We start from the raw sequence: 11,566 nt of genomic DNA, 5'->3' as shown, positions 1-11,566 counted from the left end.
AACCTCGTCGAGCGGTGGTTCGCCGAACTCACCAACAAGCAGATACGGCGAGGCGTCCACAAGTCCGTCCAGGCCCTGGAGAAGGACATCCGCAATTGGATCGCCGCCTGGAACACCGACCCGAAGCCCTACGTCTGGACGAAGACCGCAGACGAGATCCTCGAACGCCTCGCCTCATATCTGAACAGAATTCCTGACTCAGCAGACTAGGGCGTGTTTTAGAAGTCCCGCCTGGGATCAGAGGATGACGTGGGGCAGGAAGCGGGCGTACTCGTCCGTGACCAGCCCCGCCGATTCCCTGATGCCGAGCCCCGCCGCCTCGCCCTCGACGACCCATGCGCCGAGCACCACGCGGTTGCCCTCGAAGTCGGGCAGCGGGGCCAACTCCTGGTAGCAGCACGGCTCTTCACGCAGTACGGGACCGGTGCCCGGCTCGTGGATCGTGACGCCCGCGCCCTCGCGGCCGAGCAGGGGCTTGGCGACATAGCCCCGCTCGGCGGCGAGTTCGCGCGGGCCGTCGAGATAGGCGGGCAGCAGATTCGGGTGGCCGGGGTTCAGCTCCCAGAGGATCGCCAGCAGCGCCTTGTTGGAGAGCAGCATCTTCCAGGCGGGCTCGATCCAGCAGGTGGTGCCGGTGCCGCCGCCGTTGTCCAGAGTGTCGAGGACGTGCGGCCCGAAGCGGTCGGTGACCAGCCACTCCCACGGGTAGAGCTTGAAGCAGCTGCGTATGAAGCGCAGCCGGTCGTCGACGAAGCGTCCGGAAAGCCGGTCCCAGCCGATGCGTTCGACGGAGAGCGCCTCGGTGGCGATACCCGCCTGCTGGGCCGTCTCGCGCAGATACGCGACGGTCATCAGGTCCTCGCCCAGCTCGTCCCCGTCGGAGTGGACGAAGTGCAGCGGCCCCGGCGGCAGCAGCGGGGCCTGCCGCTTCCAGCCGTCTACGAGGCGTTCGTGGAGGGAGTTCCACTGGTCCGCGCCGGGGAAGCGGTCCTCCATCCAGAACCACTGCGGGCTGGCGGCCTCGACCAGGGAGGTTGGGGTGTCGGCGTTGTACTCCAGCATTTTGGCCGGGCCGGTGCCGTCGTAGCGGAGGTCGAACCGCCCGTAGAGGGAAGGGAGTTCGTCCCTCCGCCGCCAGGACTCGGCGACCCGCCTGGCCAGTCGCCGGTCGGTGATGCCGAGGTCGGCGAAGCGGTTGTGCTCGACAATGTGCGCGGCCGCGGCCAGGCACAGGGCGTGCAGTTCCTCGACAACCTCTTCCAGCGCCTCTACCTCGGGCAGCGAGAATTCGTAGTACGCGCTCTCGTCCCAGTACGGGCGCAGCGAGCCGTCCGGGTAGCGGGTCAGCGGGTATATGAGGCCCTGTTCCTCGACGATCTGCTGCCAGCCCGGGCGGGGCTCGATGACGTGACGCTTCATGCTGTGTAGGCCCCGTACTCAGCCGCCGCCGGAGCTGGAGCCGCCGAAGCCGCCGCTGTCGACAGCGGTCCTGTCGAAGCTGCCGCCATCGACCCGGCCGCCGCTGACCCTGCCGCCGTAGTAGTACCTACCGCTGCTGCCGGACCCATCGCCGTCGCCATCGCCATCGCACTCGTAGTCCGGCAGTACTTCGTAGGTCACCGGGTCGACACACCGCTCGTCCGGCTCCGAGCCGCATGCTGTGAGCGTCGCGGCGAGCACCCCCATGCCGCCGAGCACAACCGTGCTCGACCTCAGCCTGCGTCGCACCATCAGCCGGTCGCCCCGTTCGAATCAAGCCAGTAGATCGTCGGACAGACTAGAGGGCCGCCTCGCACGCTCGTTAACCCGGTCTGCCAACCCTTCTCATCTACAGTCGCTTTGTGCTCTTTGGGATGATCTGTGCGCTCGGGTCCGCGGTCTGCTACGGCACGGCCTCCGTCCTCCAGGCCGTCGCCGCACGCGCCACGCAGCCGGGCACCGGCTCCGGCGTCGACCCGGCGCTGCTGCTGCGCGCACTGCGTCAGTGGCGCTATCTGGCCGGACTCGCCCTGGACGGCCTCGGTTTCGCCCTCCAGATCGTCGCCCTGCGCTCCATCCCCATCTACGCGGTCGGCGCGGCGCTCGCCGCCAGCCTCGCGGTGACCGCCGTGGTCGCCTCGCACCTGCTCCCTGTCCGCCTGAGCCGGACGGAGTGGGGAGCGGTCGCCGTGGTCTGCGTGGGGCTCGCGATGCTGGGCCTCGCCTCGGGCGCCGAGGGCGACCAACCCGGATCCACCGCCCTGCGCTGGGCCATGCTCGGTATCGCGCTCGCCGTCCTCGTCGTCGGCGCGGCCGCGGGCCGCCTCCCCGACAAACCGCGCGCCCTGGTGCTCGGCCTCGGCGCGGGCTTCGGCTTCGGCGTGGTCGAGGTCTCGGTCCGGCTGATCGACTCGGTCGCGCTGCCCGAAGTGCTGGCCAATCCGGCGCTGTATGCGCTGCTGCTCGGCGGCGGTGCGGCGTTCCTGCTGCTCACCTCCGCCCTGCAGCGCGGCTCGGTGACGACGGCCACGGCGGGCCTGGTGCTCGGCGAGACGATCGGCCCGGCGGTGGTGGGCGTGGTGTGGCTGGGCGACCAGACCCGCGAGGGCCTGGCCTGGCTGGCCGTGACGGGCTTCATGGTGGCGGTGGCGGGGGCGCTGGCACTGGCCCGGTTCGGCGAGCCGCCCGCGGCTTCGGAGGCGCCTGAGGCTGCGACCCCCTGAGCGAGGCTGTTCCCCTACCCGGGGGAAAACGCCCCCGGGCAAGCCGCCGCAGGCTCACGGCAGCGCCCGGCACAGCGCGTCCAGCGCCCCCGCCCAGCCGCTGTCCGACGGCGTCGCGTACCCCACCACCAGCGCGTCCCTCCCGCGTGGCGCGTCCTTGTGCCGGTATCGCGAGACCCCCTCCACCGCCAGGCCCTGCCACGCCGCCGCCTGGATCACGGACTGCTCGGTGCCGGGCGGGAGTTCGAGCACCGCGTGCAGCCCCGCCGCGATCCCGCTGACCCGGATGTCCGGCGCGCGCTCCGCCAGCGCCCGCACCAGCTGGTCGCGCCGTCTGCGGTAGCGCAGCCGCATCCCCCGTACATGACGGTCGTACGCGCCCGACGCGATGAACTCCGCGAGAGTCAGCTGGTCCAGCGCACTCGACACCCAGTCGACGGAGCCCTTCGCCTCAAGCGCCTGGCCCACGAGTTCCTCGGGCAGCACCATCCAGCCGAGCCGCAGCCCCGGCGCCAGCGACTTGCTCGCCGTGCCCAGATAGACCACCCGGTCGGGTTCGAGGCCCTGGAGCGCGCCCACCGGCTGGCGGTCGTAGCGGAACTCCCCGTCGTAGTCGTCCTCCAGGATCAGCCCGCCCGTCCCGCGGGCCCAGTCGACGGCGGCCGCGCGCCGGTCGGGATGCAGCGCAGCTCCCATCGGGAACTGGTGTGCGGGCGTCAGCAGCACCGCGCCCGCGCCGCGCAGGGCCTCCAACTCACCTGTCTGCGAGCCCAGTTCGTCGAAAGGCAGGGCCGGGGTCCGCATCCCCGCCTCGGTCAGCAGGTTCCAGTGCACATCGAGCCCGTACGACTCGACGGCCACCTCGCGCACCCGCCGCCGCCTCAGCATCTTTCCCAGCAGCATCAGCCCGTGCACAAAGCCGGAACAGATCACGATCCGCTCGGGGTCCGCGTAGACGCCTCGCGCCCGCGCCAGATAGTCGGCCAGTACGGTACGCAGCTCGACGCGCCCGCGCGGATCGCCATATCCGAAGGCCTCGTGCGGCGCGGCGGTCAGCGCCCGGCGGGCCGCCTTGAGCCACTGTGCGCGCGGGAAGAACGCGAGGTCGGGGCTGCCGGCCATCAGGCTGTACTGGGGGCCGCGGCCGGCCGGCCGGGACCTGACCGCACCCGCCGCCGCTTTCCGCGGCGCGGCCCGGCGGGCGACCCGCGTCCCCGAGCCCTGCTGCGCGGTGAGCCATCCCTCGGCGACGAGTTCGGCGTACGCGTCGGCGACCGTATTGCGTGCGATCCCCAGGTCGGCGGCGAGCGAACGCGAGGACGGCAGCCGCGTCCCGGGGGCCAGCCGCCCGCTGCGCGCGGCCTCCCGCAGGGCGTCCATCAGGCCCGTACGCAGGCCGGAACCGCGCAGTTCCAAATGGAGGTCAGCGCCGAAAGTGGCCCAGTGATCCGTCATGAGAATGGACCATACTCGTGCGCCACCGCGCGCGTACGGTCGTAGCCATGACGACGAACCAGACGCCGAACGAGAACACGTCCTACGCCCCCGAGCACACCCCCCGCCTCCCCTGGGCGAAGTTCGCTCCCGAGGTCTACAAGGCCATGGTCAGGCTGGACGCGGCCGCCCGGCAGGGCCTCGACCCGGTCCTCCTCGAACTGGTCAAGATCCGCGCCTCGCAGATCAACCACTGCGCCTTCTGCCTCGACATGCACACCAAGGACGCCCTCGCGGCGGGCGAGTCGGTGGAGCGGATCATCCAGCTCAGCGCATGGGAGGAGTCGCAGCACTTCTACACCGGGAGGGAAATCGCGGCGATCGAACTGACGGAGGCCGTCACCCTCCTCACCGACGGCTTTGTGCCGGACGAGGTGTACGAGAGGGCCGCCAAGCACTTCGACGAGGCGGAGCTCGCCCAGCTGATCTCGGCGATCACGGTCATCAACGCCTGGAACCGCTTCGGCGTGAGCACACGCATGGTCCCCGGCCACTACACGCCCGGCCAGTTCAAGCACTGACGGGATATCAGTGATGACCGTCGAAACCTTCCGCTCCCTCCACCACGACCGCGCCCCCGGCGACCCCCTCGTCCTCCCGGGCCCGTGGGACGCCGCCAGTGCCCGCGCCTTCGCGGACGCCGGCTTCCCTGCCCTGGCGAGCCCGAGCGCCGGGGTCGCGTCCGCCCTCGGGTACGAGGACGGACAGACGCCCGCCGACGAGATGTTCGCGGCCGTCGCCCGTATCGCCCGCTCGGTGGACGTGCCGGTCTCCGCGGACGTCGAGGCGGGCTACGGCCTGCCCCCGAAAGAGCTGGTCGCCCGGATCCTCGGCACCGGAGCCGTCGGCTGCAACCTGGAGGACTCCGACTCCGCGACCAAGGCCCTCAAGGACCCGCAACGGCACGCCGACTGGCTGGCCGAGGTCCGCGCGGAGGCAGGCGACCGGCTGTTCATCAATGCCCGGGTCGACTCGTTCCTGCGCGGAGTGACCGACCCGGCGGAGGCGATCGCCCGGGCACGGCTGTATGTCGCGGCGGGCGCGGACTGCGTCTACCCGTACGCAGTACCGCCGGAGCAACTCCCGTTGCTGCGCGAGGAGATCGGGGGGCCGATCAACGTCGCACCGCTCCCGGGCAGCCCGCCCGTCGCCGAACTTGGCCGCCTGGGCGCGACCCGGATCACCTTCGGCCCCGGCCTGCACCAAAAGGCGATGGCCGCGGTACGGGAGATCGCCGAGGAGTTGCGGGGCTGACCGCCGCCCGGCCGCGTGTCGAGGCTGCCGCCCTAGGCTGCCGCCCTAGGCCTCCGGCCCGGTCGACTCCGCGTCCTTCGCCAGGCCCACCGCCGCGAGAAGGCTCAGCCGCGGCTCGGCCTTGCGCAGGGCCTTGATCGCGGCGACGGAATCGGCCGGGCCTTCGACGCCGGCCGCGGCCAGGTGCCCACGCACCCAGCGGCCGCGCAGCTCCGCGTCCGTGGCCGCCGCGGCCTCGGCGACAAGGGCGGCGGCCCGCTCCAGGCCAGGGCGTTCCTCCGGCGTCGCCGTCACCAACGCGGCGCGGACGGCATCGGCGATGCCGTCCGCGTCACGCAGAACGAGTACAGAGAGTTCCTGCTTGCCGGATCCGAAGAACATGCACGGATCCTCGCCCTCAGGGCCGCACTCCCTCAAGCGAGTTGAGGTACTTCAGAGGTGCGGGACGGCCGCGGGCTACTTCTTCGGGAGCCAAGCCTTCCACGTCGCCTCGTTCGCCTTGACCCACTTCTCGGCCGCGGCCTCCGGCGACATCTTCTCGCCGGCGATCATCAGCGCGACCTCGTTCTGCTGCTCGGTCGTCCACTTGAAGTTCTTCAGGAACTCCGCCGCCTCGCCGCCGTTCTTCGCGAAGTCCGCGTTGAGGAACTTCTGCAGTGGCGTGTTCGGGTACGCGCACGCGACAGCCTTCGGGTCGGCGTCACAACCCGCCTTGTACTCCGGCAGCTTGACCTCGACCATGTCGACCTGGGCGTTCAGCCACTGCGGGGTCCACCAGTACGTCAGGAAAGGCTTCTTCTCCTTCGCGTACTTCTTGATCGCGGTGATCTGCGCGGCCTCGGAACCCGAGTAGTTGGTCTTGAGGTTGAGCTTCAGGTTCTTGATGATCGCGTCGTCGTTGGTGACGTAGTCCGGGGAGCCCTCCAGGATCTCGCCCTTGTCACCGCTCTCCGCGGTCTTGAAGTCCTTGGCGTACTTGTTGAGGTTCTTGTAGTCCGTGACATCGGGGTGCGCGTCCGCGAAGTACTTCGGCACGAACCAGCCGATGTGCCCGGTCACGCCGAGGTCGCCGCCCTTGACGACGGTCTTCTTCGTCGTGACGTACTGCTTCTCCTCCTTGGGGTGACCCCAGTCCTCCATGATCGCGTCTATGTCGCCCTTGGCGAGCGCGTCCCAGGCGAGGACCTCGCCCATCTGCTGGGTCTTGACGGTGTAGCCCAGCTCCTTCTTCAGGATGTAGCCGGCGACGGCCGTGTTGGCCTGGGCGCCGACCCAGGAGGGGACGGTCAGCTTCACGGTCTTGGCGCCGCCGGCCTCGTCCTTCTTACCGGTCTCGGCGGCGCTGCACGCGCTGAGGGCGAGGACGCCGAGGGCGCTGATGACAGCTGTGGTGGTACGGATGGTGCGCATGGTGCTCCTGTGAATGGAAGGAAGGGTTCAGTCGGTCTTGCGGGTGGCGGGCTGGGTGATCCGGTCCAGTACGAGGCCGAGGCAGACAATCGCGACTCCGGCCGTCATGCCGATGCCCATCTCGCCCCGGGAGAGGCCCTTCACGACGTCGTAGCCCAGTGCCCCGCCGCCGACCAGGCCGCCGACGACGACCACCGCGAGCACCAGCACGACGCCCTGGTTGACGGCGAGCTGCAGTGCCGGGCGGGCCAGCGGCAGCTGGACCTGGAGGAGTTGCTGACGGGTCGACGCGCCCAGCGAACGGGATGCCTCGAGCGCGGCCGGGTCGACCTCGCGCAGGCCCTGGGTGGTGATGCGTACGACAGCGGGCAGCGCGTACACCACGGCGGCGATGATCGCGGATGCCCGGGTGACGCCGAACAACGCGACCACCGGGATGAGATACACGAACTGCGGCATCGTCTGCATGGCGTCCAGTACCGGCCGCAGCCAGCGCTCCAGACGCCCGGCCCGCGCGGACAGGATGCCCGCGAGGACGCCGAGCGCCAGCGTGAGCACGAGGGCCGCGAGCACCTGGGAGAGCGTGTCGAGGGACTTGCCCCAGACCCCGAGTACGCCGATCGCCGCCATCGAGAGCGTGGCGGTCAGCGCGGTCGCCCAGGTGCCGACCAGCCAGGCGAGGGCCGCGACGAGCAGCAGGAGCGACCACCAGGGGAGCCAGATCAGGGCATCACGCAGGGGGTTGAGGATCCACAGCGTGAACTCGCGCGCCCAGGCCTCGGTGAAGGTGAGGTTCTCGGTGATCCACTCCTGCGCCTTGTTGACGGGCGTGGAGATGTCGTACGTCCAGCCCTCCGGCCATACCCTGCCGACGGCCAGCCGGCCGAAGGCCGCGGCCACGACGCCGGCGAACACCAGCGCCCAGGCGGAGCGGCCGTGCAGCAGCCCGCCGCCGGGTGAGCTCTCGCCGATACGGTCACCGGCCGCCGCGGTCGTACGGTCCAGCCAGACGGCGATCAGGACGATCGGGATGCCCGCGGAGAGGGCCTTGCCGACGTCGACGGTGGAGAGCGCCGAGTAGACCTCCTCACCGAGACCGCCGGCTCCGACGAGGGCCGCGATGACGACCATCGAGAGCGCCATCATGATCGTCTGGTTGAGGCCGAGGAGCATCTGTTTGCGGGCGAGCGGCAGCCGCGCGGTCCGCAGCCGCTGCCATGCGCTCGCGCCGAGCGAGGCGGACGCTTCGAGCACGGCGGGGTCGGCGCCGCGCAGCCCGAGGGCCGTGAGGCGGGCCATGGGCGGGGCGGCGTAGATGACCGTGCAGAACAGCGCGGCGGGCGTGCCGGTGCCGAAGACCAGCACGAACGGCAGCAGATACGCGAACGCGGGCAGCACCTGCATGGTGTCGAGCACCGGCCGCAGCGCCCGGTCGACCCGGCGGGACAGCCCGGCCGCGAGCCCGATCAGCACGCCGAGCAGAGCGGCGACGGCGACCGCGACGACCATCAGCGCGATGGTCAGCAGCGTGGCGTCCCACATCCCGAGCAGCCCGCACACGGCGAAGGCCCCGAAGGCGGTCGCCGCGACCTTCACCCCGCGCTGGCCGAGCCCGGCGGCCCGCCAGGCGAACAGCACACCGGCGGCGAGGACACCCAGCCAGCCCATGGCGTCCAGGAACTGGTAGACGGCGTCGACCGCGTCGGTGGCGGTGTTGGAGAGGTGGAGGAGGAAGTAGAGGAAGAGGGGGTGGGTGTCGCGGTTGTCGACGACCCACTCGTTGGCGTCGTCGAGGGGACCGGATACGTCGACGGTCAGCTCGGCGGGCCAACTGCCGCTGCCCCACAGGGCGACCCCGACGGGTATGAGCACGAGCGCGGCGACGCCGAGCAGCAGCAGCTTGCGGTGGACACGGTGGCGCAGCAGGGCGCGCAGCCCGGGTTCGGGTGCGGCCGCTTCCTTGGCGGGGGCGGTGACGACGGCCGTCATGCGACGACTGCCTTGTCCGTTGCCCCGTCCGTATCGGCGCCCCGGTCCACGCCGGCCACCACATCCAGCAGCCCCGCGTGGTCGACCACCCCCACGCAGCGGCCGTCCTGCATCACACGCGCCGGGGCGCCGCTGCGGGCCACCGCCTCGATCGCCTCGAAGACCGTTGCGTCAGGGGCGATCGCCGCGCCCGATTCCGCCTCGGCCGGGTCCGCCGCCGGGCGCATCGCCGTACGCACCGTCATCACCTGCTCGCGCGGCACATCGCGGACGAAGTCCCGTACGTAGTCGTCGGCGGGCGAGCCCACGATCTCCTCCGGCGTGCCCAGCTGCACGATCCGGCCGTCCCGCATCAGCGCGATACGGTCGCCCAGCTTCAGCGCCTCACTCAGATCGTGCGTGATGAAGATCATCGTGCGGCCCTCCTCGCGGTGCAGCCGGATGACCTCCTCCTGCATATCGCGGCGGATCAGCGGGTCCAGCGCGCTGAACGGCTCGTCGAAGAGCATCACTTCGGGGTCGACGGCGAGCGCCCGCGCAAGGCCGACACGCTGCTGCTGACCGCCGGACAGCTGGCCGGGCCTGCGGTGCTCGAGGCCCTCCAGGCCGACCTTCGCGACGACGTCCGCCGCCCGGGAGCGGCGCGCGGCCTTGCCCAGGCCCTGGATCTCGAGTCCGTACGCGACGTTGTCGATCACCGAGCGGTGCGGCAGCAGGCCGAAGTGCTGGAAGACCATGGACGCACGGTGGCGGCGCAGTTCGCGCAGTCGCGCCGTGTCCATGGAGAGCACGTCCTCGCCGTCGATGGCGATCGTCCCGGAAGTCGGCTCGATCAGCCGGGTCAGGCAGCGTACGAGCGTCGACTTGCCGGAGCCGGACAGGCCCATGACGACGAAGACCTCGCCCTTGCGCACATCGAAGGAGACATCGCGCACGGCTGCCGTGCAGCCGGTGCGTTCGCGCAGCTCGGCAGGGGTGAGCGCGCCCAGTTCGGCGTCGCCGGGAATGCGGTCGGCCTTCGGGCCGAAGACCTTCCACAGGTTTTGTACGGAGAAGACGGGCGGCGCGGCACCGTCGTCCACGGTCGTGTGGGCAGTATCCAGGGTTTCGGTCTTGGACTTCATCGGGCCAGGCCCCTCTCTTCGGAAGCCGCGGAAAGCAGCTCCGCGCACTTCTCGCCCACCATCAGGACCCCGATCATCGGGTTGACGGCGGGCATCGTCGGAAAGACGGACGCGTCGGCAATGCGGATGCCGTCGATGCCCCGGATTTTCAAGTCAGGTGACACTACGGCAAGTTGATCTGTCCAGGCGCCCATTCGGCAGGTTCCGGCGGGGTGGTACACGGTGTGCGCGACCTTGCGCGCGTACTCGCCGATCGCCTCGTCCGAGGTGACCTCCGGCCCCGGACAGACCTCTCTTTTCAGCCAGCCCGCCAGCGGCTGAGCCGTCGCGATCTCGCGGGCGAGCTTGATCCCGTCGACGAGCGTACGGCCGTCGTAGTCGTCCTCGTCCGTGAAGTAACGGAAGTCCAGCGCAGGCTTTACCTCCGGATCCGCGCTGGTCAGATAGACGCGGCCGCGGCTGCGCGGCTTGGGGATGTTCGGCGTCATCGACACCCCGTGCGCGGGCCGCTCGTAGCCGAGGCGCTCCGGGTTGTCGGTGAACGGGACCTGGTAGAAGTGGAACATCAGATCGGGCCCTTGGGTGTCCGGATCGCGTTGTACGAACAGGCCCGCGTCGCTGTCCATCGCCGAGTTCTCGGGGATCGGCCCGTGCGTCTCCCAGACGATCACCGACTCCGGGTGGTCGAGGAGGTTCTCCCCGACGCCCGGGAGATCGTGTACGACGGGGATGCCGAGCTCTTCCAGGTCGGCGCGCGGCCCGATGCCGGAGTGCAGCAGCAGCCGGGGCGTGTCCACCGCGCCCGCGCAGACGAGGACTTCGCGCCGCGCCTGGACGAGCCGCTCCTCGCCGTCCTTGGTACGGACGCGTACGCCCGTCGCCCTGGGGTTCGCCCTGCCGGAGGTAGGGGGACCTTCGAGCTCCAGCTTGTACGCCCAGGTCTCCAGCGCTATATGGAGGTTCGGCCGGTCCAGGAAGGGGTGGAGATACGCGACCGAGGCGGAGGACCGCTTGTTGTTCTCCGGGTGGTACGCGAGGTCGAAGAACCCGACGCCCTCATGGAAGGGCTTCTTGTTGAAGCCCTCGACGCGCGGGACGGCGAGCGCCGCCTGGGCGGCGTCGACGAAGTCGCGGGCGATGGCGTTACGGTCCGCCTCGTCGACCGGCACGATGTTGTTGCGCAGCCGGTCGAAGTACGGGTCCATGGCTTCGGCATCCCAGCCCTCGGCACCCGCGGCCGCCCACTCGTCCCAGTCGGACGGCAGCGGCCGGAAGGCGATGAGGGTGTTGTGGGAGGAGCAGCCGCCGAGCACCCGGGCGCGGCTGTGCCGGATGTGTGAGTTGCCGCGGGGCTGTTCGGTGGTGGGGTAGTCGTAGTCGAGTTCGCCGCCGAGCAGCCCCATCCAGCGCCGCAGGGTCAGCACGTCGTCCCGGCCGACATCGCTCGGCCCGCCTTCGATGACGGCGACCGTGACGTCCGGGTTCTCGGTGAGCCGGGAGGCGATCACCGACCCGGCGGTGCCGCCCCCGACGACGACGTAGTCGTATGTGTTCAGGTTCTGCTTCGTCATTCTCTGCTTACCTTTGCCTACC

11 protein-coding genes and 1 pseudogene are annotated in these 11,566 nt (G+C 70.5%); 4 read left to right on the top strand and 8 right to left on the bottom strand.

Annotation, left to right across the window (positions count from 1 at the left end; genetic code table 11):
• Nucleotides 1-210: pseudogene (locus ACH492_RS31220) on the top strand (IS630 family transposase); the annotation flags it as partial.
• A 27-nt stretch (nt 211-237) separates the two neighbouring features.
• Here the strand turns inward: ACH492_RS31220 and ACH492_RS31215 are convergent.
• Together ACH492_RS31215 and ACH492_RS31210 are read right to left on the bottom strand one after the other, a co-directional pair.
• A complete protein-coding gene (locus ACH492_RS31215) occupies nt 238-1,419 on the bottom strand; it encodes a glutathionylspermidine synthase family protein (protein WP_398991365.1) in 1,182 nt (393 codons plus the stop codon).
• 18 nt (nt 1,420-1,437) lie between these two features.
• A complete protein-coding gene (locus tag ACH492_RS31210) occupies nt 1,438-1,731 on the bottom strand; it encodes a hypothetical protein (RefSeq protein ID WP_398991363.1) in 294 nt (97 codons plus the stop codon).
• A 122-nt stretch (nt 1,732-1,853) separates the two neighbouring features.
• On the opposite strand from ACH492_RS31210, the gene ACH492_RS31205 reads away from it, so the two are divergent.
• Complete coding sequence (locus ACH492_RS31205) at nt 1,854-2,702, top strand: hypothetical protein (RefSeq protein WP_398991384.1); 849 nt, start codon at nt 1,854-1,856, stop codon at nt 2,700-2,702.
• Between the two features lie 54 nt (nt 2,703-2,756).
• Here ACH492_RS31205 and ACH492_RS31200 read toward each other — a convergent pair whose 3' ends face one another.
• On the bottom strand, nt 2,757-4,157 hold the full coding sequence (locus ACH492_RS31200) for a PLP-dependent aminotransferase family protein (protein WP_398991361.1): 1,401 nt from the start codon (nt 4,155-4,157) through the stop codon (nt 2,757-2,759).
• Nucleotides 4,158-4,204: 47 nt separating this feature from the next.
• On the opposite strand from ACH492_RS31200, the gene ACH492_RS31195 reads away from it, so the two are divergent.
• Entirely contained in the window at nt 4,205-4,717 is a 513-nt protein-coding gene (locus ACH492_RS31195; RefSeq protein WP_398991359.1) for a carboxymuconolactone decarboxylase family protein, read from the top strand.
• 13 nt (nt 4,718-4,730) lie between these two features.
• The gene (locus tag ACH492_RS31190) at nt 4,731-5,450 is read left to right on the top strand and encodes an isocitrate lyase/phosphoenolpyruvate mutase family protein (protein ID WP_398991357.1); all 720 of its coding nucleotides are present in this window, start codon (nt 4,731-4,733) and stop codon (nt 5,448-5,450) included.
• A 45-nt stretch (nt 5,451-5,495) separates the two neighbouring features.
• Here ACH492_RS31190 and ACH492_RS31185 read toward each other — a convergent pair whose 3' ends face one another.
• The 5 genes from ACH492_RS31185 to ACH492_RS31165 all read right to left on the bottom strand — a co-directional run bounded on the left by ACH492_RS31185 (nt 5,496) and on the right by ACH492_RS31165 (nt 11,544).
• Nucleotides 5,496-5,831, bottom strand: coding sequence for a hypothetical protein (locus ACH492_RS31185; RefSeq protein WP_398991355.1), 336 nt, complete (start codon nt 5,829-5,831; stop codon nt 5,496-5,498).
• A 75-nt stretch (nt 5,832-5,906) separates the two neighbouring features.
• On the bottom strand, nt 5,907-6,860 hold the full coding sequence (locus tag ACH492_RS31180; RefSeq protein ID WP_398991353.1) for an ABC transporter substrate-binding protein: 954 nt from the start codon (nt 6,858-6,860) through the stop codon (nt 5,907-5,909).
• Between the two features lie 27 nt (nt 6,861-6,887).
• A complete protein-coding gene (locus ACH492_RS31175) occupies nt 6,888-8,849 on the bottom strand; it encodes an ABC transporter permease subunit (protein ID WP_398991351.1) in 1,962 nt (653 codons plus the stop codon).
• Nucleotides 8,846-9,973 (bottom strand): glycine betaine/L-proline ABC transporter ATP-binding protein, encoded by a 1,128-nt coding sequence (locus ACH492_RS31170; RefSeq protein ID WP_398991349.1) that lies wholly within the window; start codon nt 9,971-9,973, stop codon nt 8,846-8,848. The genes ACH492_RS31175 and ACH492_RS31170 overlap by 4 nt, the downstream gene beginning before the upstream one ends.
• On the bottom strand, nt 9,970-11,544 hold the full coding sequence (locus ACH492_RS31165; RefSeq protein ID WP_398991347.1) for a GMC family oxidoreductase: 1,575 nt from the start codon (nt 11,542-11,544) through the stop codon (nt 9,970-9,972). The genes ACH492_RS31170 and ACH492_RS31165 overlap by 4 nt, the downstream gene beginning before the upstream one ends.
• Between the last annotated feature and the right edge of the window lie 22 nt (nt 11,545-11,566).

It is taken from the genome of Streptomyces sp. NPDC019443 (assembly GCF_044389785.1).
In the GTDB taxonomy this organism is placed as follows: domain Bacteria; phylum Actinomycetota; class Actinomycetes; order Streptomycetales; family Streptomycetaceae; genus Streptomyces.
The sequence above is the reverse complement of the archived record's forward strand: the minus strand, read 5'-3'. Positions and strand labels throughout refer to the sequence as shown.